Source organism: Streptomyces sp. ALI-76-A (assembly GCF_030287445.1).
Lineage (GTDB): Bacteria > Actinomycetota > Actinomycetes > Streptomycetales > Streptomycetaceae > Streptomyces.
Genome location: NZ_JASVWB010000002.1, coordinates 7,555,136 through 7,578,788, shown reverse-complemented (window position 1 = coordinate 7,578,788; position 23,653 = coordinate 7,555,136). Strand labels below are relative to the sequence as shown.

17 protein-coding genes and 2 pseudogenes are annotated in these 23,653 nt (G+C 72.9%); 7 read left to right on the top strand and 12 right to left on the bottom strand.

Annotated elements, in window-relative coordinates; translation table 11 throughout:
- The first annotated feature begins 73 nt into the window (after positions 1-73).
- Both QQS16_RS34725 and QQS16_RS34720 read left to right on the top strand, forming a co-directional pair.
- A complete protein-coding gene (locus QQS16_RS34725) occupies positions 74-1,111 on the top strand; it encodes an alpha/beta hydrolase family protein (protein ID WP_286066021.1) in 1,038 nt (345 codons plus the stop codon).
- Positions 1,112-1,266: 155 nt separating this feature from the next.
- Positions 1,267-2,610, top strand: coding sequence for an amidase (locus QQS16_RS34720; protein WP_286066020.1), 1,344 nt, complete (start codon positions 1,267-1,269; stop codon positions 2,608-2,610).
- 36 nt (positions 2,611-2,646) lie between these two features.
- Here the strand turns inward: QQS16_RS34720 and QQS16_RS43630 are convergent.
- Together QQS16_RS43630 and QQS16_RS34715 are read right to left on the bottom strand one after the other, a co-directional pair.
- Positions 2,647-2,925, bottom strand: a pseudogene (locus QQS16_RS43630) (GNAT family N-acetyltransferase); the annotation flags it as partial.
- A gap of 54 nt (positions 2,926-2,979) precedes the next feature.
- Complete coding sequence (locus tag QQS16_RS34715) at positions 2,980-3,153, bottom strand: hypothetical protein (protein WP_286066019.1); 174 nt, start codon at positions 3,151-3,153, stop codon at positions 2,980-2,982.
- 447 nt (positions 3,154-3,600) lie between these two features.
- Between QQS16_RS34715 and QQS16_RS34710 the strand changes: the two genes are divergently transcribed.
- Complete coding sequence (locus tag QQS16_RS34710) at positions 3,601-4,050, top strand: hypothetical protein (RefSeq protein ID WP_286066018.1); 450 nt, start codon at positions 3,601-3,603, stop codon at positions 4,048-4,050.
- Positions 4,051-4,110: 60 nt separating this feature from the next.
- Here QQS16_RS34710 and QQS16_RS34705 read toward each other — a convergent pair whose 3' ends face one another.
- From QQS16_RS34705 to QQS16_RS34680, 6 genes are all read right to left on the bottom strand, one after another.
- Complete coding sequence (locus QQS16_RS34705) at positions 4,111-5,586, bottom strand: SDR family NAD(P)-dependent oxidoreductase (protein WP_286066017.1); 1,476 nt, start codon at positions 5,584-5,586, stop codon at positions 4,111-4,113.
- 104 nt (positions 5,587-5,690) lie between these two features.
- The gene (locus tag QQS16_RS34700; RefSeq protein ID WP_286066016.1) at positions 5,691-7,031 is read right to left on the bottom strand and encodes a wax ester/triacylglycerol synthase family O-acyltransferase; all 1,341 of its coding nucleotides are present in this window, start codon (positions 7,029-7,031) and stop codon (positions 5,691-5,693) included.
- A gap of 169 nt (positions 7,032-7,200) precedes the next feature.
- A complete protein-coding gene (locus tag QQS16_RS34695) occupies positions 7,201-9,804 on the bottom strand; it encodes a PA14 domain-containing protein (RefSeq protein ID WP_286066015.1) in 2,604 nt (867 codons plus the stop codon).
- A 167-nt stretch (positions 9,805-9,971) separates the two neighbouring features.
- On the bottom strand, positions 9,972-11,192 hold the full coding sequence (gene glgC / locus QQS16_RS34690) for a glucose-1-phosphate adenylyltransferase (protein ID WP_286066014.1): 1,221 nt from the start codon (positions 11,190-11,192) through the stop codon (positions 9,972-9,974).
- A 50-nt stretch (positions 11,193-11,242) separates the two neighbouring features.
- Entirely contained in the window at positions 11,243-12,394 is a 1,152-nt protein-coding gene (glgA, locus tag QQS16_RS34685) for a glycogen synthase (RefSeq protein ID WP_286066555.1), read from the bottom strand.
- A 38-nt stretch (positions 12,395-12,432) separates the two neighbouring features.
- Complete coding sequence (locus QQS16_RS34680; protein WP_286066013.1) at positions 12,433-13,191, bottom strand: (2Fe-2S)-binding protein; 759 nt, start codon at positions 13,189-13,191, stop codon at positions 12,433-12,435.
- 210 nt (positions 13,192-13,401) lie between these two features.
- Between QQS16_RS34680 and QQS16_RS34675 the strand changes: the two genes are divergently transcribed.
- Positions 13,402-14,682 carry a DMT family transporter gene (locus QQS16_RS34675; RefSeq protein WP_286066012.1) on the top strand — a complete coding sequence of 427 codons (1,281 nt, stop codon included), beginning with the start codon at positions 13,402-13,404 and terminating at the stop codon, positions 14,680-14,682.
- Here QQS16_RS34675 and QQS16_RS34670 read toward each other — a convergent pair.
- Positions 14,672-15,919: a transglycosylase family protein gene (locus tag QQS16_RS34670; RefSeq protein ID WP_286066011.1), complete on the bottom strand. Its 1,248-nt coding sequence runs from the start codon at positions 15,917-15,919 to the stop codon at positions 14,672-14,674. The genes QQS16_RS34675 and QQS16_RS34670 overlap by 11 nt on opposite strands.
- A gap of 287 nt (positions 15,920-16,206) precedes the next feature.
- On the opposite strand from QQS16_RS34670, the gene gnd reads away from it, so the two are divergent.
- Positions 16,207-17,646 (top strand): NADP-dependent phosphogluconate dehydrogenase, encoded by a 1,440-nt coding sequence (gene gnd / locus QQS16_RS34665; RefSeq protein WP_286066010.1) that lies wholly within the window; start codon positions 16,207-16,209, stop codon positions 17,644-17,646.
- A gap of 1,001 nt (positions 17,647-18,647) precedes the next feature.
- Here the strand turns inward: gnd and QQS16_RS34660 are convergent.
- Together QQS16_RS34660 and panD are read right to left on the bottom strand one after the other, a co-directional pair.
- A pseudogene (locus QQS16_RS34660) lies at positions 18,648-18,989 on the bottom strand (GNAT family N-acetyltransferase); the annotation flags it as partial.
- A gap of 28 nt (positions 18,990-19,017) precedes the next feature.
- On the bottom strand, positions 19,018-19,437 hold the full coding sequence (panD, locus tag QQS16_RS34655; RefSeq protein WP_286066009.1) for an aspartate 1-decarboxylase: 420 nt from the start codon (positions 19,435-19,437) through the stop codon (positions 19,018-19,020).
- Between the two features lie 317 nt (positions 19,438-19,754).
- Between panD and QQS16_RS34650 the strand changes: the two genes are divergently transcribed.
- Positions 19,755-20,123 carry a hypothetical protein gene (locus QQS16_RS34650; protein WP_286066008.1) on the top strand — a complete coding sequence of 123 codons (369 nt, stop codon included), beginning with the start codon at positions 19,755-19,757 and terminating at the stop codon, positions 20,121-20,123.
- Between the two features lie 186 nt (positions 20,124-20,309).
- Here QQS16_RS34650 and QQS16_RS34645 read toward each other — a convergent pair whose 3' ends face one another.
- Positions 20,310-22,280, bottom strand: a complete 1,971-nt coding sequence (locus QQS16_RS34645) for an ABC transporter ATP-binding protein (protein WP_286066554.1) — start codon at positions 22,278-22,280, stop codon at positions 20,310-20,312.
- Between the two features lie 174 nt (positions 22,281-22,454).
- On the opposite strand from QQS16_RS34645, the gene QQS16_RS34640 reads away from it, so the two are divergent.
- On the top strand, positions 22,455-23,459 hold the full coding sequence (locus tag QQS16_RS34640; RefSeq protein ID WP_286066007.1) for a lysylphosphatidylglycerol synthase transmembrane domain-containing protein: 1,005 nt from the start codon (positions 22,455-22,457) through the stop codon (positions 23,457-23,459).
- Positions 23,460-23,653 lie beyond the last annotated feature (194 nt).

Below are 23,653 nucleotides of genomic sequence, written 5' to 3'. Positions count from 1 at the left end.
CCGACCCGGGCCCGGGGGCCGGGAAACGCGGGAAACCCGTGCCCGGCGGCGCCGCCCGGAGGACAATGACCGTATGCGGTCATGGAGTACGGCCTGCGTCGCCGCCGCGCTGGTGCTGGTGGCCGCGACCGGCTGCACCGGGGACGGCGGCGAAGGCGACGGGACGCGCACCGGCCCGCCCGCCTCCGCGCGCGCGTCGAGCCAGGGCCCCACCGCCCCGCCCTCCGCCACCCGCACACCCGTCGACCCGGTGTCCATCCCGGGGCTGATCCAGCGCGAGCACCGCGGCTCCGGCCTCGAACTCGGCGCGGTGCTCGCCCGGACCGACGCCTACACCAGTCACCGTGTGACGTACGAGGCGAACGGCCTGACGATCTCCGGCCTCCTGAACATCCCGACGGGCAGGGGGCCCTTCCCGGCGCTGGTCCTGGCGCACGGCTACATCGACCCGGCCGTCTACACCACCGGCCGCGGGCTGGCCCGCGAACAGGACCTGCTGGCCCGCGACGGCTACGTGGTCCTGCACACCGACTACCGCAACCACGCGGGCTCGGACGACGACCCCGACAACGACGTCAACCTCCGCCTCGGCTACACCGAGGACGTCATCGGCGCCGTCAAGGCGCTGCGCTCCTCCGGCCGCCCGGAGATCGACGGCGAACGGATCGGTCTGCTGGGCCGGTCGATGGGCGGCGGGGTCGTCTACAACACGCTGGTGGTGGCCCCCGGCCTGGTCGACGCGGCCGTGGTGTTCGCGCCGGTCAGCTCCCGCCCGGCCGAGAACGTCGACCACTTCCAGCGCGGCGAGGGCGACCCGGTGGTCGCCGGGATCGAGGCCGCGCACGGCACCCCCGAGGAGAACCCGAGGTTCTGGCGGGAGGTCTCGCCGATCACCTATGTCGACCGCGTGACCGAGCCGCTGCTGATCCATCACGGCACGGCGGACGGCACCTGCCCCCTGACCTGGACCCGGCAGACCGTCGCCGCGTTCGAACGGGCCGGCAAGGACGTCCAGCTGCGGACGTACGAGGGCGAGGGGCACACGTTCGGACCACAGTGGCCGCGCTCGATGGACGCCACGACGGCGTTCTTCGAACGGCACCTGCGCTGAGGACCGCTCGGCCGGGCCCGCCCGGTGCCCGGCTCCCCCGCGCCGGCGATCGAGGAGACCCGTCCGCAGCTCCAGCCGTGAGGGCTCTCGACGCGGCGCCCGCTCCGGGGCAGAGTTCTCCCTACATACTCACCAGTAGCCTCCGAGGAGCGCCCGTGACCAGCTGGGTCGGCCGGACCGCCGTCGAGATCGCCGCCGCCGTACGCGAGAAGCGCGTCACGCCCCGCGAGGTGGTGGCCGCACACCTCGCCCGGATCGAGCGGCTCGACGGCCGCATCGGGGCGTTCCGCACGGTACGGGCCGGGGCGGCGCTCGCCGAGGCCGACGAGGTGGCCGCGCGCGGCGACCTGGGCGAACTGCCGCTGGCCGGGGTGCCGGTGGCCGTCAAGGACAACCTGGCCGTGCGCGGCGAGGCCATGCGCGTCGGTTCCGCCGCGACCCCGGACACGCCCGCCGACGCCGACCATGTCACCGTGGCCCGGCTGCGGGCGGCGGGCGCGGTGGTGGTGGGCCTGACCAACGTGCCGGAACTGTGCGTCTTCGGCACCACCGAGGGCGTCCACGGCACCGCCCGCAACCCGTGGGACACCTCCCGCACGGCGGGCGGCTCGTCGGGCGGCAGCGCGGCCGCGGTCGCCGCCGGCCTGGTGCCGATCGCCCTCGGCAACGACGGCCTGGGCTCCCTGCGCATCCCGGCGGCCAACTGCGGCCTGGTCACCCTGAAGCCGGGCCCCGGTGTGGTGCCCGCCGGGGTCAGCGACGGCGACTGGTTCGGCATGTCGGAGAACGGGCCCCTGGCGACGACGGTCGAGGACACCCGGCTGATGCTGTCGGTCCTCGCGGACACCGTGTTCGTACGCCGTGCCCCGGACGCGACACACCGCGTCGCCGCCTCCCTGCGCAGCCCGCTCGCCGGTGTCGCCGTCACCTCGCCGTACACCGCGGCGGTCCGGGAGGCGGCCGGCGTGCTCATGAAGGCGGGTCACCAGGTGCGCCGGGCCGATCCGCCGTACCCGCTGTCGCTGAGCCTCACCTCGCTCGCCCACTGGACGGCCGGCACGGCCGTGGACGCGCAGGGGCTGGACCGGCGGCGACTGGCCCGGCGCACCCGGGTGCACGCGGCGGTCGGACGCCGCTTCGTGAACTCGGTGCGCACCGGAGAGGGGCGGCAGGCGCTGCGCCGGCGCCTGGAGCCGTTCTTCGACGAGTACGACGTGCTGCTCATGCCGGCGCTCGCCCGCCGCTCCCCCAAGTCCGCGCCCTGGCACGAGCGGGGCTGGCTGCGCAACGTGCTGGCCAACACGAACTACTCGCCGCTGACCCCGCCGTGGAACCTCACCGGCTGGCCCGCGATGTCGGTCCCGTTCGGCACTCTTCCCTCGGGCGTCCCCTGCGCCGTGCAGCTGGTGGGGCTGCCGGGGTCGGAGGCGGATCTGCTGGGGGTGGCGGCGCAGTTGGAGGAGCGGCGCCCGTGGGAGCGGACGGCACCGCTGGAGTAGGGGCGGGTCACCGGGCCCTGTACATGATGCGCCAACCACCCGGCCGTGCCGGGGATGGTCGGACGCGTCCGGGACCGTGCCGAGGATCGTGAGGCCGAGGGATGTCCACAGCGTCACGGCCGGGTCGGGCCCGACGACGGCGGCGCTGTCGTCCTCGACGACGTAGACCCGTTCGGCCGGGGCCATCCACAGGGCGCGGGCCGCTTCCTCGGAGGTGTCCGGGTCCCGGGTGCGGGTCCCGGCGGCGGCGACGATCCGGTGCCATGAAGGCCAGATCCGTGGCCAGTCGTCGGCCACGGCTTCTCTGGTCGGCATGGGCGTGAGTTCCGCACGCCCATGCGGTCGGCGATCGGGACGGGTCGTCCGGGGTCAGTCCACGCTGGGCAGGATGTGGTCCTCGGCGAGGTCGTCCTCGTAGCCCGCGAGAAGGATCGGGGCGGACCGGGCCCACACGTCGAGGCTGCCGATCTCTCCGGGCCTGCGGCCCGCACGCTCCGGGCGTTCCTTGGGGCGTTGTTCGCGATTTGTCTTCTCCGGTGTCACCGCGCACTCCTTATGTGTCGGATCACCCTCGGGGCGTACGCCCAGTCTGCGGCCTGGCACACGACGCCCACTCGGTTCTGGCTGGAGGCAGTTCGGACGCGGTGGCGTCGGCTTCTCAGGTGAGAGCAGACCGTGGTGAACGGGCGTTCCCATGACGGACCGTGGGTGTGGGTTGAGACCCCTGACTGCTGTCCGTCGGCTACAGACTAACCAAATGAGCGGGAGTCCGCTCGATAGGGCTGAAAACAAAGGGTAACTATCCGAAGTCAACCCGTGTGCGGCCAGGGCCACTCTGCCCCGTTCCGTCCCCTGACGCACCTTGTGCGCATCGCCCGTTCGGCCTACGGCCCCGAACGGGCGGAGCAGTTCAGGTCCCGTTGGCCGAATCGCAAGCCGGCCATGGTCTGCTGCCGTTCGGCAACGCTCGTCCGGCGGGAGGACTGGCGCATGGAGCTGCGCAGTGTCGAAGAGCTGATGGATCTGCTGTACGCCTGCCGGGGCGCGGGCGACGCACCCGGCCTCGGAGGCGGCCGGACGGACCCCCACCATCACGCGCTGCGCACCGCCGCGCTGCTGCGCCGGTCCCGTCCCGCCGACAAGGAGCTGCAAGTGGCGGGGCTGGTCCAGGCGATCGGCCCGCTGCTGAGCCCCGGCGACCGGACCGCCCACGCGGACCGCGCCGCCCGGGCGGTCCATTTCCTGCTCGGCGAACGCGTCGCCGGCCTCGTCCGCGGATCCGGGCCCGGCCTCGGCCCCGCCGACGACGACCTGCTGCGGCTGCGCCAGGCCGACGAGGAGGCGCGGTCCGCAGGCTTCGACGCCGGGGTCCTGGAGGACTGGCGCACGGTACTGGAACTGCTGGCGGCACGGAACGCCCGTCTCGGGGCCGTCGACTGACGGTGCGTCAGCTCTCGTGCCGCCGGGCCGGGCACACCCGCGGGCGCGTCCGGCGCGCGGTCACCACTTGCCCGGCGCGTAGTCCTTGAGGAAGACGCCGTACAGGTCCTCGCCCGCCTCGCCGCGCACGATCGGGTCGTAGACGCGGGCCGCGCCGTCGACCAGGTCGAGCGGGGCGTGGAAGCCCGCCTCGGCGAGCCGGACCTTGTCGGGGTGCGGGCGCTCGTCGGTGATCCAGCCGGTGTCGACGGCCGTCATGAGGATGCCGTCCTTCTCGAACATCTCCTGGGCGCTGGTGCGCGTGAGCATGTTCAGGGCGGCCTTGGCCATGTTGGTGTGCGGGTGCCCGGCGCCCTTGTAGCCGCGGGCGAAGACCCCCTCCATGGCGGAGACGTTCACGATGTACGTGCGCGCCGCCGACGAGGACGCCATCGACGGACGCAGTCGGCTGATCAGGATGAAGGGCGCCGTCGAGTTGCACAGCTGGACCTCCAGGAGCTCGACCGGCGTCACCTCCTCCACCGTCTGGATCCAGCTGTTGGAGTCGTGCAGGTCGGGGATGAGCCCGCCCGCGTCGATCGCCGTACCGGCGGCGATCCGCTCCAGGGAGGCCGAGCCCGAGATCAGGGCGAGGTCCGTGACGTCCTGGGCGGTCAGCGCGCCGGCCGAGGCCAGCGGCAGCGCGGGGACCGCGCCGGAGCCGAAGGTGCCGATCACCTCGGCCGCGGGCAGCTCACCGGCGGGCAGCGGGGCGGACTCGGCGGCCAGCAGTTCGCTGTAGGCCTGCGGGGAGCGGCGTACGGTCTGGGCCGCGTTGTTGATCAGGATGTCCAGCGGGCCCTCGGCGGCGACCGAGTCCGCCAGTGCCACCACCTGGGCCGGGTCGCGCAGGTCGAGCCCGACGATCTTCAGGCGGTCGATCCAGTCGGCGCTGTCGGGCTGGGCCTTGAAGCGGCGGACGGCGTCGTTCGGGAAGCGGGTGGTGATGGTGGTGTGGGCACCGTCACGCAGCAGCCGCAGCGCGATGTACATGCCGATCTTGGCGCGGCCGCCGGTGAGCAGCGCGCGCCTGCCGGTGAGGTCGGTGCGGGCGTCGCGGCGGGCGCGGTTGTCGGCGGCGCACTTCTGGCAGAGCTGGTGGTAGAAGTAGTCGACCTCGACGTACCGGGTCTTGCAGGTGTAGCAGGAACGGGGGCGCTGGAGTATCCCCGCGATCTGGCCCTCCTCGACGACCGACGACGGCAGGATGCCCTCGGTCTCGTCGTCGATGCGGCGGGCGGAGCCGGTGGCCGTCGCCTCGGTCACCGCCTTGTCGTGCGCGGTCTTGGCGGCCCGGCGCTCCTGGCGGCGGCGCTGCTTGACGGAGCGGTAGATGCCCGCGGTGGCCCGGCGCACGGCGATCGCGTCGGGGTGGTCGACGTCCAGTTCCTCGAGTTCCTCGAGCACGCCGAGGCAGACGGCCAGCCGCTCCGGGTCGATTCCGGGACCGTAGACGATCTCGTCCGTGGTCGCCGAGCCGTTGTCTGTCACCGTCATGGCCGCTGCCGTTCCCTGGGTCCTCCGCGCGGCGCTCCGACGGCGTCCGCTTTCGAACGGCGAATTTTACGGAGCGCCGGGCCACAGCGCCAAACCCGCGGCGGTCAGGAGTCGCAGGCGGTGATCAACGTCTCCACCTCCGCGGAGAGGGCGTGGGCGAACCGGTCGAGGTCGGGGACGGCCTCGGCATCGGCGACGAGGCCGTAGTGGACGCTGCCGCGGTACGTCGAGATCGCGACCGCCAGGGACTGGCCGCGGGCGAGCGGGGCGAAGGGGTAGACCGCGGTGACCGGGTTGCCGCCGAGCTTCAGGCCGATGCTCGGCAGGGGCACGCTGGTGACCAGGATGTCGAACCAGAGCCGGGCGGCCTGGCCGACCAGGGGGCCGCCGAGCCGGTGGCCGAGCGCGGGGACGTGGTCGGCGAGCAGGGCGACGGCGCCGGCGCCCCGGTTGGGTCCGGCGTCCTTGTTGCGGTCCATGGCCGCGCGGACCGCGGCGAGGCGGCCGAGCGGGTCCGGGTCGGCGACCGGCAGCCGCATCAGATACCCGGAGAGCCGGTTGCCCTGGGGGTGGGCGGTGCGCGGCCGGCGCCGGGAGACCGGGATCAGGGCGCGGGGTGCGACGCCCTCGCTGCCGTCGCCGCGCTCGTCGAGCCAGCGGCGCAGCGCGCCCGCGACGACCGCGATCACGACGTCGTTGACGGTGCCGCCGACGGTCTTGCGCACGCGGTGCACGTCGTCCAGGTCGACGACCACGCCGGCGGTGCGGCGGGTGCCGGTGGACCGGGCGGTGAGGGCGGCGCTGGAGCGCACGTCCAGGGTGGAGCGGGCGACGGAGGCGCCGATGTCGAGGGCCCGGCCCACGTCGGACAGGGTGTCGGAGAGGGAGTCGCGGACCAGTCCCGGCAGCCGGCGGACGTCCGGGAGGAGCGCGCGCGGCGGTTCTACCGGGCGGGGGCGGGGCGGGGGCATGTCCAGCGGGTCCAGGACCGCGGCGGCCAGCGTGAGCGCGCGCAGTCCGTCGGCCAGGGCGTGGTGGAACTTGAACAGCACGGCGAACGAGACGCCGTCCTGCCCCGGCAGCACATGAGCCTCCCACGGTGGCCGCTGCCGCTCCAGCGGACGCTGCATGAGCCGGCCCGCCTCGCTCTGGAAGTCCGCGGCGGGGGCGTGCAGGGTGACGTGGTCGAGCGGGTCGAAGTCGGGGGCGGGCTCGCGGGCGGCGCCGCCGAAGGCCGCGGGGAAGCCGAGGGGCCACACGTCCCGGATGCGCATCCGCAGTCCGGGCACCGCGGCGGCCCGGGCGGCGAGCAGGTCGGCCGCGTGGGCGCCCGCGGTGGGCGAGTGCGCCGCGAAGACGCCGAGCGCGCCCAGGTGCATCGGATGCTCGGCGGATTCCATGTTCCAGAAGGCGAGATCGAGGGGTGCGAGCAGGTCAGAAGTCAATGGCTTGCCTCGCGACGACGAAGGGGTGAGCGAGCAGTCAACCGCCCTCAGGCGATTACGGTCAAGTGCGATCAGGCTACGCTCAGTTAACAGCAGATTAAGTCCCGCCCCGGGGAAAGGGGCGGGACTCGTGCGCCGTCCGGGGTCACAGAGGCACCCGTACGGGCCCTCAGGCCGCGGGACAGCCCGCCGGGGTGGCCCGGGAGATGTCCCGGATCAGTGCCTCGTGGGCGGTCCTCAAGCGCGCCACGTCCGGTTTCAGGACCTCGCGGTCGTAGGTGAGCAACCCGTTCAGCTCACCCTCGACGTCCGCGATCTGGGTGTAGACGGCGCCGTTGCCGCCCCGGCAGGCCAGGGCGCGCACCTCGTCGAGCTTGACCAGGTAGTCGTCCGTGTAGGTGGCCGGGTCGACGTCGACGTAGGACTGCTGGACCGACCAGGCGTGGCCCGGGACCGCCAGCCCCAGTCCGCCGTACTCGCCGCTGACCAGGGCGCGTCTGCCGTCCGGGCGAGGCGGCAGGGCGGGGCTGGGATAGCCGTGCTCGTCCATGATGTCGCCGGCGTTCCCGTCGGCGCCCAGGTTGAGGCCGGACTGGTTGTTGACCAGCCGGGTCGGGTCCCAGGCCTTGGCCTGCTCGGCGACCCGCCCGACGTCGTACTGGCCCCAGCCCTCGTTGAAGGTGACCCACATGACCACCGACGGGCTGCTGACGTGCTCGTCGATCATCTCCTTCATCTCCCGCTCGTACTGGGCACGGGCGGCGGCGCTCGGGTTCACGCCCGCGGTCATCGAGGGCATGTCCTGCCACACCAGCAGGCCCAGCCGGTCGGCCCAGTGGAACCAGCGGTCGGGCTCGACCTTGATGTGCTTGCGCACCGAGTTGAAGCCCAGCCGCTTGTGCGCCCGCAGGTCGTACGCCAGGGCCTCGTCGGTGGGCGCGGTGTGCAGGCCGTCGGGCCAGAACCCCTGGTCGAGGGTGGCCATCAGAAAGACGGGTTCACCGTTGAGGACGGTGCGCGGGACGCCGTTCACCGTCTCGACGGAGACCGAGCGCATGCCGAAGTAGCTGCCGACGCGGTCGGCGCCGACGGTCACCTTCAGGTCGTACAGGAACGGATCGTCGGGCGACCACAGGCGCGGGTCCTCGATGGTCAGGGTCAGCGGGGCGCCGGTGCGACCGCGTGCCGTGGCGACCTTGCGCCCGCCCTCGTACGCCGTCGCCGTGACCGGTACGCCGGCCCGTACCCCCCGCGCCTCCACGGTGAGCCGTCCGCTGTCCGCGTCCGGGGTCAGCTTGAGCGTGTCGACGTGGTCCGGCGCGACCGGCTCCATCCACACCGTCTGCCAGATGCCGGAGGACGGGGTGTACCAGATGCCGCTCGGGTCCAGGCGCTGCTTGCCCAGCGGCGGGTTCTCACCGTCGGCCGCGTCCGTCGGGTCGTGGACGCCGACGATCAGCTCCTGGGTCCGGCCGGGCCTGAGCGCGTCGGTGACGTCGGCACTGAACTTGTCGTAGCCGCCCCGGTGCTCGACCACCTTGGTGCCGTTGACGTACACCTCGCTGCGCCAGTCCACCGCGCCGAAGTTGAGCCGCAGCCGCTTGCCGGACCCGATGTCCCAGTCGGCGGGGACGGTGAAGGTGCGCCGGTACCACATGCGGTCCTCGTGCCGTTCGATCCCGGAGAGCTGGGACTCCACCGGGTAGGGGACGAGGATGCGCTCGGGCAGGGTCCTGCCGACGGGCGGCCGCTCACCGGCCTGTGCCGGGGCGAACTGCCAGCGGCCGTTGAGGTTGCGCCAGGCGGAGCGGGTCAGCTGCGGGCGCGGGTACTCGGGGTGCGCGTTGTCCGGCCCGACCTCGTCGGCCCACCGGGTGCGCAGCTGGTGCGTGGAGTGGTTGGCGCCGCTGCTCCAGAAGGCTCCGACAACGTTGCCGTCGGTGTCGGTGAGGCCGCCTCCGCCGTCGTAGCGCAGGTCGGCGGTGCCGCGGGCGGTGCCGGTCCTGTTGCCCACCACGGGTTCGTCCAGGGCGACGAGCAGGACACTCGGGTCGGCGGGGTCGGGCCGGGCCGCGCCCAGGGGCCACCGGGCACCGCCGATCACCGCTTCGAGGTGGTCGGTCAGGCCGGCCGGGGGCGGGGCGAGGCGCTGGGCGAAGTCGAGCCTCAGAGTGCGGCCGTCGGCGAGGACCGTGGTCGTGAGGGGTCCGTCGTAGTCGAAGCCCTCGGGAAGGCGGAACGCCGACTGCGGGACGGCCTCCTTGACACCGCCCGGCTCGGTCCAGCGCAGGTGCAGGTTCGAGCCGCCGTAGTGCTCGAAGTACTCGATCTTGAGGTCGTAGGCCGTGCCGGCGGTCAGCTCGACGGGCGGGGCGGTCTGTTCGCGGTCCCAGTCGTCCACCCAGTGGTCGATGAGGAGCCGGCCGTCGACCCAGAGCCGGAAGCCGTTGTCGCCGATGACGGAGAAGGTGTGCGGGCCGGTCCGCTCCGGCACGATCCGGCCGGTCCAGCGGACGCTGACGTCGTCCGCGCGGCCGGTGGCGGCGGCGAGGCGTGGCTCCAGGGTGTCGAAGTCGAGGACGGGGTCGAAGGTGGTGGCCTTGAGCTCGTGGAAGTCGAAGGCGCCGGGGGCGGACTGGGTGTAGTACTCGCCCTTCAGTCCGTGTGCCTCGACGGGGTCGTCGGCCAGGGCGGGGGCCGCGGTCAGCCCGGTGAGGCCGAGGAGCGCGGCGAGCAGTAAGGAGAGGCGGTCTCTGAGTCGTCTGTGATGCACGGAACCTCCATAACAACGTTGTCATGGGCCGGAGTTGGCATGACAACACGGATTCCGCCGTGCGTCCAGGGACATGACGACGGCTCCGGTGCGTACGAGACACCGGAGCCGTCCTGAGGTCGTACGAACCTGTCCCGGGGTTCTGCGGGACCGTCCGTCCGGGGGGCCTACGTGACCCGTTGGCCCTTGCCGAGCGCGATCGCCCCGCCCTTGGAGACCGTGTACAGCTCCGCGTCCCGCTCCGGGTTGACGCCGATCGTCGCGCCCGGCGGCACCTCGACGTTCTTGTCGAGCACGGCACCGCGCACCACCGCACCCCGCCCGATGTGGACGTTGTCGTGCAGCACCGACCCCTGGACCACCGCTCCCGGGTCGACCACCACGCCGGGGGAGAGCACCGACCGGGTGACCTGGCCCCGGATCAGGCAGCCCGCGCTGATGATGGACTCGCTGGCGATGCCGCCCGCGTTGAACCGGGCGGGCGAGAGCTGGTACGAGTGGGTGTAGATGGGCCACTGCCGGTTGTAGAGGTTGAACGCGGGGCGCTCGGCGATCAGGTCCATGTGGGCGTCGTAGTACGCGTCGAGCGTGCCGACGTCCCGCCAGTAGCCCTGGTCGCGGGTGGTCTCGCCGGGCACGTGGTTGGCGCTGAAGTCGTACAGGTGGGCCTCGCCGCGCTCGGTGAGCTGGGGCAGGATCGACCCGCCCATGTCGTGCACGGAGGCCGCGTCCTCGGCGTCCCGCTGGAGTGCCTCGATCAGGGCCTTGGTGGTGAAGATGTAGTTGCCCATGGAGGCGAAGACGCAGTCCGGGGCGTCGGGCAGCCCGGGCGGGTCGGCCGGCTTCTCCAGGAACCCCTTCACCGTCTGGCCGTCCGAGCCGGCGGTGATCACGCCGAACGACGACGACTCGCTGCGCGGCACCCGTATCCCGGCCACCGTCACGCCCGCGCCGCTGTCGATGTGCTGGGCGAGCATCTGGCGCGGGTCCATGCGGTACACGTGGTCGGCGCCGAAGACCGCCACGTACTCGGGGCGCTCGTCGTGCACCAGGTTCAGGGACTGGAGGAGCGCGTCCGCGCTGCCCAGGTACCAGCGGGGGCCGAGGCGCTGCTGGGCGGGCACCGGTGTGACGTAGTTGCCGAGCAGACTGGACATCCGCCAGGTGGTGGTGATGTGCCGGTCCAGCGAGTGCGACTTGTACTGCGTGAGCACGCAGATCCGCAGGATGTCGGCGTTGACCAGGTTGGACAGCACGAAGTCCACCAGGCGGTACGTGCCGCCGAAGGTGACCGCGGGTTTCGCCCTGTCCGCGGTCAGGGGCATCAGGCGCTTGCCTTCTCCGCCCGCCAGTACGATGCCGAGCACCGAAGGACCACCACGACGCATGGCCGCTCCCCTCACCTGATTGACCCAAGCCTGCCCTCGCCCGGGACGGTCTACGCCTGCTTGATGATCTCCTCGTAAAGACGGACCGTGCGCCGGGCGACGGCGTCCCAGCCGAATTCGCCCACCGCGCGTTCCCGTCCCGCCTCGCCCATCCGCCGGGCGGCCTCCGGATCACCGATGACCGCGTCCAGCGCTCGCGCGAGACCCGCCTCGAAATCATCGTCCACGGACACGAGTACCCCGGTCCTGCCGTCGTCCACGACCTCGGGGATACCGCCGACCCGGGACGCCACGACGGGAGTCCCGCAGGCCATCGCCTCCAGGTTGACGATACCGAGGGGTTCGTACACCGAAGGGCAGACGAACACGGCGGCGTGCGTGAGGAGCTGGATCACCTCGGGGCGCGGCAGCATCTGCGGGATCCAGTGCACGCCCTCCCGGACGGCGCTCAGCTCCCGGAACAGGTCGCGGAACTCCTGGTCGATCTCCGGGGTGTCCGGCGCGCCCGCACACAGCACGACCTGGGCCGCCGGGTCGATGTCCCGCACCGCGCGCAGCAGGTGGGGCACCCCCTTCTGGCGGGTGATGCGGCCGACGAACAGGACGTACGGGCGGGCCGGGTCGAGGCCGATGCGGCGCAGGACGTCGGTGCCGTGGTCCGGCTGGTACAGGCTCGTGTCGATGCCGTTGTGCACGATGTGGACCTTGGCCGGATCCAGGGCCGGGTAGCAGCCCAGGATGTCGTCGCGCATGGCGCCGGAGACGGCGATCACCCCGTCGGCGGTCTCGATCGCGGTGCGCTCGGCCCAGCTGGACAGGGCGTACCCGCCACCGAGCTGCTCGGCCTTCCAGGGGCGCAGGGGCTCCAGCGAGTGGGCGGTCATCACGTGCGGGATGCCGTACAGGAGCTTGCCGAGGTGGCCGGCGAGGTTGGCGTACCAGGTGTGGGAGTGGACCAGCTCGCGGCCTTCGAGGCCGGCGGCCATCGCGAGGTCCACGGAGAACGTGCGCAGCGCGTCGTTGGCGGTGTCCAGTGCCGACCAGGGGCGGTGCCGGAGCACGCCCTCCGCTCGGCCCTCTCCCCAGCAGTGCACGTCCAGGTCCACGAGGGCTCTCAGCTCCCGGGCGAGGAACTCGACATGGACACCCGCGCCGCCGTACACGTCCGGCGGGTACTCCCGGGTCAACAGGCCCACTCGCACCCGGAACCCCCTTCTCAGCAGCTGTTCGGTCTTCATGGTCACCCAGATGTGACGCCTGGGGAAGAGCACGGGGGCCGTGGGAAACAACAGTCGCCGCAGACGCCTCCGCCCGGGACACGGTAGTAGAGGCAGCAGCTGCGGCGCCGGAAGGCGGTCCCGGTGAGGGTGCCGGTGCCCGCGAGGAGGGGATGCGCGAGGAGTTCCGCCGCCAGGTCGCGCGCCCGGCCGCCGGCCCGCGTCCGGCCACGGGCCCGCGCCCACCCGTCCACCTGCCGGGCGGCGCCCGCCAGCGCGGAGGCCGCGTTGCCCCACAAGAGGCCCTCGGCCACGCGGTAGCGGGCGTGCAGGGTGTTCGCCAGCGGCTGGAGGTGCCCGTGCAGGACGAGGTCCGTGAGGGTCCGGGCGGTCGCGGGCAGCGGCCGTACGGCCGACAGCCACAGGTCGTCGGGGGCACTGCCCGCGGGGTCCCAGCGCAGCAGTCGCGGGTCCAGGTCGGGCACCTGCTCGTAGAGGGCGGCGCAGCCGAGCGCCACCGACCACAGGCGCGCCGCGAGACCCTGCTGGGCCACCGAGACCGCGATCCGCGTCTCCGGGGCGCGCAGCGCGTCGGCGACCTTGCGGACACGGACGTCCAGGACGGCGTGCTCGTCGGTGTGCGCCGAGGCGTTCCCGTAGACGTGCGCCAGGGTCGGCGGCGGCGGGCTCGGGGCTCCGGTCGTGCGCAGGGCGAAGAAGCCGCCGAGCGGCCCCAGCGCGGCGAGGTCGGGGTCGAGGTCCACGAAGAGCAGTAGTACCAAGCCCCTTAAGGGGCGCGGCCAGTAGGGGTCCGCTCCGAGTCACCCACCTTGGGGATGATGGCGTCCGTTTCGTACTCCATCGGCAGTAGGACCCATTGCCTGCTCAGGTACGACGACGGCGAGGAATTTTCGCGGGATCGTAGTGGTTATGGAAGCCGACCGTTCGTCGCGCCGGGCAGCCCGCCCCCGCCACACGCAGAGGAGCAACTCATGAGTGCCCTCGCGTTGTCCGTGTTGCTGTCGCTCGTCTCCGCCGTCGCCTACGCGGCCGGAGCGATCGTGCAGGAGCAGGTCGCGGCGTCCTCTCCGGACGAACAGTACGCGCCGCTGCGCCGGCCGGGCTGGTGGGCGGCGGTCGCTCTCAACGGCCTCGGCGGACTCCTGCACGTGGTGGCGCTGGCCTACGGTCCGCTGAGCCTGGTCCAGCCGCTGGGCGCGCTGACCATCGTGTTCGCCCTGCCCATGGCCGCGTTGTTCGTGGGCCGCAGGGCCGGGGCGACCGCCTGGCGCGGCGCGATCATGGCGACGGTGGGCCTCGCGGGTCTGCTGTCCCTGGTCGGCGCGTCCGACGCGCAGTCGCTGGACAGCGCCCAGCGGGTGCTGGTCGCCGTGGTCACCGCGGGTGCGGTGGTGGCGCTGATGATCGCGGGCCGGGCGGCGCACCGGCACCCGGCGGTCCGCAGCATCCTGCTCGCGACCGCGTCCGGCATCGCGTTCGGCATGTCCTCGGTGTTCACCAAGACGGTCGCCGTCGACTGGACCGGCGGCGTCTCGGCGGGCGACGTGCCCTCCCTGGCGGTGATCGGCGTGCTGGCCACGGCCGGCATGCTGCTGTCGCAGGCCTCCTACCGGGGCGCCGGTCTCGCGGCCCCGCTGGCCATGCTGACGGTCGTCAACCCGGTGGTGGCGGCCGCGGTCGGCATCACGATGTTCGGCGAAACCTTCCGCTACGGCACCACGGGCACCCTGCTCGCCCTCGGCTGCGGTGTGGTCGCCGCGGGCGGTCTGATCCTGCTGACCACGGAGCGGATCGCCCGCACGCACGCCGAGGAGGCGGCCACCCCGGCCTCCCCGGTCCTGCCCGCCACGCCGGAGCCCGCCGCCGAGCCGGTTCCCGTGGACGAACTGGCCGGGGAACTCCTCGCGCGGCTGCCCGAGCAGCAGGTCGCCGCACTGCGCAAGAGCGTGCTCGTCCCGTCGGCGGCCCGGGTGGCCGTCCCGTCGGATGTGCGACACGCCATCCCCGGTGGCTCGCCGGCGGTGGCCCGGGAGGACGTGCTCGTCCTCCCGGACCTGGTCGGCTCGCAGCGCCTGCTCGTCCCGCCGCTCACCGCTCCGGCGGGCGTGATCATCCCGGCGCCGTCCGCCCCCGACGGCGGCCAGGAGGAGCCGTCGATCGGCGAGGACGTCCTGTACTACGGACCCTTCTACGGCGGCCCCTACGTTCCGCTGCCCCTCCTCGACCGGCACCGCACCCGCGTCAAATCCTGACGCCGCCGGTCCTCAGGTAGGCCACCGGGTCGATGTCCGTACCGAAGCCGGGCCCCGTCCGCACCTCGAAGTGCAGATGCGGGCCCGAGCTGTTGCCGGTGGACCCCGAGCGGCCGATGCGCTGACCGGCGCCCACCGTCTGCCCGCTCTTCACGGAGATCGCCGACAGATGGGCGTACTGGCTGTAGCGGCCGTCGGAGTGCCGGATCACCACCTGGTAGCCGAACGAGCCCTCCCATCCGGCGCTGACGACCTTGCCCGCCCCGACCGCCTTCACGGACGTGCCGGTGGGCACGGGGAAGTCGACGCCGGTGTGGTAGCCCTTCGACCAGGACGACCCGGCCTTGCGGTACGGCGTCGCCGCCGGAACGCCGACCGGCGCGACCAGGGAACGGCTCCTGGTGGTCTTCTCCTCGGTGTCCTCGGAGGCGGTGTCCCGGGTGTCCCGGGTGTCCCGGGTGTCCCGGGTGTCCCGGGTGTCCCGGGTGTCCCGGGTGTCCCGGGTGCGCGACGCGGTCTTCTTCTCCGCGGTGGACGTGCCGGGGCTCCGGGCCGCCGTGGCGGCGCCCTGGGAGCCCAGCCTCAGCCGCTGCCCCGGCACGATCAGGTCGGGGTCCGCGCCGATGGTCGACCGGTTGGCCGTGTACAGCCCCTCCCAGCCGCCCCGGACGCGCTGGGCGTCCGCGATGGCGGACAGCGAGTCGCCGCGCACCACCGTGTACATCTCGGCCGTCCCGGCCCGGGACTGGGGCGTGGTCTGCGGCTGCACGTCCCGGACGGAGGTGCCGCCCGGCTTCTCGGCGGTCTTCCGGACGGCGTTCCCGGTGCCGCCCGCGGGCTGGATGTCCGGGACGTCCCCGCCCCGCGTCAGCCCGGCCCGGTCCGAGCACACCGGCCAGGCGTCCGGCCCCTGGCCGTCCAGCACCTTCTCCGCCACGGCGATCTGCTGGTCCTTGGTGGCCAGATCCGCGCGGGGCGCGTACCGCGTGCCGCCGTACGCCTCCCAGGTGGACTGGCTGAACTGGAGGCCGCCGTAATACCCGTTGCCGGTGTTGATGCTCCAGTTGTTGGTCGACTCGCACGCGGCGACCTTGTTCCAGGTGTCCACGTCGGCGGCGTGGGCCACGCCGGTGCCGATCAGCGGGATCGCCATACCGGCGCCGCCGGCCGTGACGGTCAGTGAGGCGCGGTTGATCCTGTTCGGCTGATACCGGCGGTGCCGGCCGCGTACGGCCATGGAGAGCCCCCTCGACATGCGTCAGGAGGGGCAAAAGTAAGTGCTGCTAACCGGCCATGACAAGACGGCAATCGGCCGCGCTGCGGTGCAAGCGACCGGGAACAGACGTCAGTTGGCCGCCGGCTGAGGAAGGAGGGGTCTTCCGTGCGTATCTGCCTGCGCGACCGGAACGCCGAACGGCCCCAGACGCGGGGCCGGTGTACCGGTACGTCACGATGGTCAGTGGGGCAGACTGGCGGGCACGACCGGCAATCCCCCGAAAACCGGATCCTTTAGGAGCCAACCGCATGAGCACATCAGCCCAGATCGGCGTCACGGGACTCGCGGTCATGGGCCGCAACCTCGCCCGCAACTTCGCCCGCAACGGCTACACGGTCGCGCTGCACAACCGGACGGCGTCGCGTACGCACGCCCTGGTCGAGGAGTTCGGGAGCGAGGGCGACTTCATCGCGGCCGAGACCGCCAAGGAGTTCGTGGCCGCGCTGGAGCGGCCCCGCCGACTGGTCATCATGGTGAAGGCCGGCGACCCCACCGACGCGGTGATCCAGGAGTTCGCCCCGCTGCTGGAGCCGGGCGACATGATCATCGACGGCGGCAACGCGCACTTCGCGGACACCCGGCGCCGCGAACGCGACCTGCGCGAGCAGGGCATCCACTTCGTCGGCATGGGTGTCTCGGGCGGCGAGGAGGGCGCGCTGCACGGGCCGAGCATCATGCCGGGCGGACCGAAGGAGTCGTACGACTCGCTCGGCCCGATGCTGGAGAAGATCTCCGCGAAGGCCGCGGACGGATCGCCGTGCGTGACGCACGTCGGTCCCGACGGCGCCGGCCACTTCGTGAAGATGGTGCACAACGGCATCGAGTACGCCGACATGCAGCTGATCGGCGAGGCGTACCAGCTGCTGCGCGACGTCGCCGGCTACGAGCCCGCCCAGATCGCGGACATCTTCCGCACCTGGAACACCGGCCGCCTTGACTCCTACCTGATCGAGATCACGGCCGAGGTGCTGTCCCACGTGGACGCCGCCACCGGCAAGCCCTTCGTGGACGTGGTGGTGGACCAGGCCGAGCAGAAGGGCACCGGCCGCTGGACCGTCCAGATCGCCCTCGACCTCGGCGTCCCGGTCTCCGGCATCGCGGAGGCCGTGTTCGCGCGCTCGCTGTCCGGGCACGCGGCGCTGCGCGAGGCGTCTCGCGGGCTGGCCGGTCCGAAGGCCTCCCCGCTGAGCGAGTCCGAGGCGGGCGCCTTCGCCGACCGGGTCGAGCAGGCGCTGTACGCGTCGAAGATCGTGTCCTACACCCAGGGCTTCCACGAGGTCGCCGGGGGCAGCGAGGAGTACGGCTGGGACATCGACCTCGGTGCGGTGTCCGCGATCTGGCGCGGCGGCTGCATCATCCGCGCGGCCTTCCTGGACCGCATCCGCGCCGCGTACGACGCCCGCGCCGACCTGCCGAGCCTGCTGTCCGACGACACGTTCGCCCAGGAGATCGCGGACGCCCAGGACGACTGGCGCGAGGTCCTCGTCGCCGCGACCCGCCAGGGCGTCCCCACCCCGGGCTTCGCCGCGGCCCTCGCGTACTACGACGCCCTGCGCGCGGAGCGGCTGCCGGCCGCGCTGACGCAGGGACAGCGGGACTTCTTCGGCGCGCACACCTACCGGCGGACCGACCGGGACGGGTCGTTCCACACGCTGTGGGGCGGCGACCGGTCGGAGGTGTCGGAGTAGGGACCGGGAGAGGCCAGTGGGCTCTGCCCGGGAGTGAGCCCCCAGTGAGCAAGGCGCGCCGGCGGGGACCGTCGGGTAGGCACCACTGGCCAGGGATGTCCTGGGGACCGCTGGGTGGCGACCGGCTGTGCACGGGTTCCTCGGGCGTGGCGGTGGGTGGCGTTGCTCTCGCCGCCCACCGCCGGCGTCGGGTCAGGTGAGCGGCGGTCCCGGTTCCGGGCTCGGTACCGGCTCCGGGCCCGGGGGGACCGGGGACGGGGACGGGGGCGGCGGCACCGGGGAGGGGGACGGCTCGGGGCCCGGGGTCGGGTCCGGGCCGGGAGTGGGGTCCGGACCGGGGACCGGGTCGGGGCCGGGGGGCGGTGTGGGGTTCGGTACCGGGTCGGGGTACGGCTGCGGGGGCTGCGGATCCGGTCCCGGGGTGGGGCCCGGTCCGGGTCCCGGTGTCGGTCCGGGATGAACGGGGTCCGAGTACGGGTTCGTCATGGTGTCCTCCGGCCAGTCGTCGACATCGGCTCTGGACTACTCCCCCGCCTACCCGACAGCCGCGCCACCACTCACTCCCCCGCGTGAAGCGCCTGACCCGGCCGGGCCGCCCGGAGTGCGGGACCCGGCCACGGGGCCGGCGTCCACGGCCTCCCGCATCCGGCCGCCGCACTCCGCCCATACGCGCGAGCCGCCGTTCACGGCGGGCCACCCTGCGGGCGGCGGGTCACCCTGTCAGGACGCTCGCGTCCGCGCGGACGAGCCGCTCCGCCGCCGCTCCTTGCGGGCCGCGCGGATTCGGACGGCAGTCCAGCGACGCGGAGGCCGTGGGGTGGTCCGCAGGCACCACCGCTGCACCGGGCTCGGCGTCGGACACCGCCGCGACCCGCCGATGACGGAGCAGGCGGGCAGCGTGCCCCGCACATCGGGCGAGGCCGTCCGCCCCGGGGCCCGCCTTCGACCCCTCCGGCCCTCGTGACGGGGGAGCCGTCACGAGGGTGCGCGGGGATGACCCAGAACCGTCCCGGGTGCGCCGCCAGCCACTTCCTCGCCGCACGCAGCAGCTCGGGGTCGGCCGCCGGAGCCTCGTCGGGGTGGCGTTCGGCCCACCTGACGACGTACGGGCACAGCGGGGCGACGACGGTCCCCTCACGCCGCGCGAGGGCGTACAGCTCGCGGGCCAGCGAACCCGCGATGCCCTTCCCCTCATGGGCCGGCTCGACGATCGTGTGGACGGGGACGAGTGCGGACGCGGGCGACTCGAGGACGAAGTACGCGATGTGGCCGACGACTTCACCGCCGCCGATCGCCTCCAGGCGGCCCGCCGCCCGGTCGTCGCGGATCTCGATGTCGCTCATGGGCACGCTCCTGGTCCGGAGGTCGGGATCAGGCCACGACGGCCTGCGGGCTGCGCTGCTGGTCCGAGCCCGGCACCGGCTCGGACGGGTCGGCCCCCAGCGCCACGACACGGTTGTCACGGTCCACGTGCACGACCCGGGGTACGAAGTCCCGCGCCTCGGCGTCGGCCATCTGAGCGTAACTGATGATGATCACCAGATCTCCGGGATGCACCAGATGGGCGGCGGCCCCGTTGATCCCGACGACCCCGGAACCCCGCTCACCCTCGATGACGTACGTCTCCAGCCGGGCACCGTTGGTGATGTCGACGATGTGCACCAGCTCACCGGGCAGCAGATCGGCGGCGTCGAGCAGGTCCGCGTCGATGGTCACCGATCCCACGTAGTGCAGGTCGGCCTGGGTGACGGTGGCGCGGTGGATCTTGGACTTGAACATGGTTCGCAGCATGGAAGTACTCCCGGACCTAGGCTCCCTGCCCGCTTGTGCAGGTCAAGGGCTGTTTCCTCACCTTACGACGAGTCGCAGGACCGGTCGGCACACGCCGGGTCCGGGGGCTCGTGCCGACCGGACGCCGGCCAGACCTGGCGGCACCACGACGCCGACCAGCCTACGCACCGGCCCGCATCGGCCTTCGTGACGTTCGCCACTGCGGGCCATGCGGGCCAGGCGGTCACTCCTCGTTCACCGGAGACCCAGGTCGCTCGCGTCGCAGCCGAGGAAGGCGAAGGTGTCGCCGGAGAGGACGAGTGACCGGATCTGCTCGCGTGCGCCAGGCACAGCGTTCACCTCAGCTGCCGAAGGAGTTCCTCGGTTCCGCGGTCGCACCGGTGACCCTGCCGGACGGACGTGAGGTGATCCTCGCCGGGGACCGGATCGTCGTCTGTCTGGAGCCGGAGTCCGGGCAGGTCTCCCGTCCCGGTTCGCTCAAGGAGATGCTCAAGGCGATGGCCTCGGGCAATCCCGAGGAGACGTACCGGTTCGAGCCGATGCACGAGTCGGACCAGAACCGCGAGGCCCGGCTGCGGGTCATGGACGAGCAGGGCCTGGACCAGACGATCATCCATCCGGGCGGCTGGGCACTGGTCGCCGAGGAGTACGTGAAGGGCGTCGAGCCGCTCTACGCCCACTGGTGACCCGTACTTCGACCCGTTCCGGAAGCTGGTCAACGAGGCCAAGGCCAGTGTCTGCCACCACATCAGCGGGTTCTACTCCACCTCGCAGGTGGCGCCCGCCTGGGGCTACGACCCCCGTGCGGATCGCCGAGTCGGGCGTCGACGCGGAGCCAGTCCTCGCCAGTACCAGGCCATTCATCTACCTGATTATTCTGTGCCAGCGGACGGAGTGGGTGATGGCAGGGCAGGGGCGAGGCGGACCTCGTCCCGTCGCACCGGGCCGCCGTCCAGCCTGGCCGCCGCGATCCCCGGGGCGTCGGCCGTCCGGCGTGCGAACTGCGTCCGGTAGAGCTCGGCGTAGCGGCCGTCGCGTGCCAGCAGCTCCGCGTGGGTGCCGCGTTCCGTGACCCGGCCGGCCTCGACGACCAGGATCAGGTCCGCGCTGCGCACGGTGGACAGCCGGTGGGCGATCACGACCGCCGTCCTGCCCTCCAGGGCCTCGGTCAGCGCTTCCTGGACGGCCGCCTCGGAGGTGTTGTCGAGGTGGGCGGTGGCCTCGTCGAGGATGACGACGCGCTGGCGGGCCAGCAGCAGCCGGGCGATGGTCATGCGCTGGCGTTCGCCGCCGGAGAGGCGGTAACCGCGTTCGCCGACCACGGTGTCGAGACCGTCGGGCAGGGACCGTACGAGATCGTCCAGGCGGGCGCGGCGCAGCGCGTCCCACAGCTCGGCCTCGGTGGCCGTGGGCCGGGCCAGCAGGAGGTTCGCGCGGACGCTGTCGTGGAAGAGGTGACCGTCCTGGGTGACCATGCCGACGGTGCCGCGCAGCGAGCGGGCGTCGAGGTCGCGGACGTCGACGCCACCCACGCGGACGGCGCCCGCGTCGACGTCGTACAGGCGCGGGAGCAGTTGCGCGATCGTCGACTTGCCGGCGCCGGACGAGCCGACGAGCGCGATCGTCTGCCCGGGCTCGGCGCGGAACGAGACACCGTGCAGGACCTCCGCGCCGCCCCGGGTGTCGAGGGACGCCACCTCCTCCAGGGAGGCGAGGGAGACCTTGTCCGCGGAGGGGTAGCCGAAGCGGACGTCGTCGAACTCGACGGAGACGGGGCCGTCGGGGACCTCGCGGGCGTCCGGCTTCTCCTCGATGAGCGGTGTGAGATCCAGCACCTCGAAGACGCGCTCGAAGCTGACGAGGGCGCTCATCACCTCGACGCGGGCACCGGCGAGTGCGGTGAGCGGGGCGTACAGACGGGTCAGGAGCAGGGCGAGGGCCACGACGGCGCCCGCGTCGAGGGTGCCGCGCAGGGCGAACCAGCCGCCGAGGCCGTAGACGAGGGCCAGCGCCAGGGCCGACACGAGGGTCAGGGCGGTGATGAACACGGACTGGGCCATGGCCGTCCGTACGCCGATGTCACGCACCCGGCGGGCGCGTTCCGCGAACTCCTCGGACTCCTGCTCGGGCCGGCCGAACAGCTTGACGAGGGTGGCGCCCGGCGCGGAGAAGCGTTCCGTCATCCGGGTGCCCATCGCCGCGTTGAGCGTCGCCGCCTCCCGCTGCATCCGGGCCATGCGGGTGCCCATGCGCCGGGCCGGGATCACGAACACCGGCAGCAGCACCAGCGCGAGCAGGGTGATCTGCCAGGAGAGCGTGAGCATGACGACGAGGGTCAGGACCAGCGTGACCAGGTTGCTGACCACTCCGGACAGGGTGTTGCTGAAGGCGCGCTGGGCGCCGATGACGTCGTTGTTGAGACGGGAGACGAGCGCTCCCGTACGAGTACGTGTGAAGAACGCGACCGGCATGCGCTGCACATGATCGAACACAGCCGTCCGCAGATCGAGGATGAGCCCCTCCCCGAGCGTCGCCGACAGCCGCCTGCCGAGGATGCCGAGTGCCGCCTCCGCGACCGCGATCAGCGCGATGAGGAGGGCCAGGCGCACGACCGTGCCCTCGTCGTCGCCCGACACGATCGCGTTCACGACGCGTCCGGCGAGGACGGGGGTCGCGACGGCGAGCAGCGCGGTCACCACCCCGAGGGCCACGAACCGCGCGATGCGGCGGCGATGCGGCCGGGCGAAGACGCCGATACGGCGCAGTGTCGCGCGGGCCAGGGGGCGTCGCTCCTGCTCGGCGTTCATGACACTGTGCAGTTGTGTCCAGGCTGTGGTCTCCATGCTCATGGGAGGAACCGTAGGACCTCAAGCAAGATTGAGGTCAATGTCCTTCCACTGACCGCTCGTCCGAAGGATCCGATGACCGTACGTAAGCGTCTGTCCCCGCTTCCGCAACCCGCAGTTGGCGCGGGGTGGACAACCTCTCCCACTGTGACAGCGGTACACGTCCCCGACATGCCCGAGATCCCCAAGGTCCCCCACCTCCCCCACCTCACCGACCTCCCCGAGGGACGACTCCCCCGTCGCGTCCCCGCCCGTCGGATACGTCAGATCCTGTGCGTCGTTCCGCTCCTGCTCGTCACCGTCGTCGCGGTCCGGCACCGGTCGGTGCTCGCCGAGGGCTTCGGCCATCTGACGAACGCCGAGTGGCCCTGGCTGGCGGTCGCGGTCGGTACCACCTGTCTGACCTGGGTGGCCGCCGCGACCACCCGGCAGGGTGCCGTCGTCGAGCCGCTGCCCAAAGGGCGGCTGCTGGCCACCCAGTTCGCGGCGGGCGCGGCCAACCACCTGCTGCCGACCGGCCTGGGCGCGAGCGCGGTCAACCTGCGCTTCATGACGGTGTGCGGACTTCCGCTCGCCCGCTCGTCCGCGGGGCTCGCGCTGTATCTGCTGGCCGAGGCGATCGGCCGGCTGGCCCTGCTCGCCGCGCTGTTCGTCGCCTTCCCCGGCGCGCTGCGCCTCGGCGCCCTCCTGCCGGACGGGGCGGTCGGCCCGCTGCTGCTGGCCGCCGTCGCCGCCCTGCTCGTCGCCGTGGGCGTGCTCGCGTGCGTACGACGGCTGCGTACGGCCGCGCTCTCGTTCCTGCGGACCGCGCTGGGCGAGGCGCGCTCGGTGCACACCCGGCCCGCCCGGGCGCTCGCCCTGTGGGGCGGCTCGCTCGCCTTCCCCGCGCTCCAGGCGGCCGGCCTGGTCGCGGTGGGGAAGGCCCTGGGGCTGCCGGTGCCGCCCGCGCACATGGCACTCGCGTATCTGGCGGCCACGGTCGCCGTCGCGCTGGTGCCCACGCCGGGCGGGATCGGTTCCGTGGAGGCGGCGCTGGTGGTGGCCCTGGTGGCGGCGGGCGGCCCGGCCGCCGTCGCCACGGCCGTGGTCCTCGCCTACCGGATCATCACCGTGTGGCTCCCCCTGGTCCCGGGAGCGCTGACGCTGGCCGCCCTGGTCCGGCTGAAGATCATCTGACCGCCACGGCCGGCCGGACGCCCTCCCGCCAACCCGCCCTCCGAGGCCCCGGCAACCGCAGACGCCCCGACCACCGGCCCCGGGGCCCTGCTCCTCGCCCACCGGAACCTCACCACGTGCCCCCTGGCCCTGGGAGCCGACGGCGCTGGTCCGGTCCCCTGACGCCGATAGCCCTGACGCCGACCGCCTGGTCC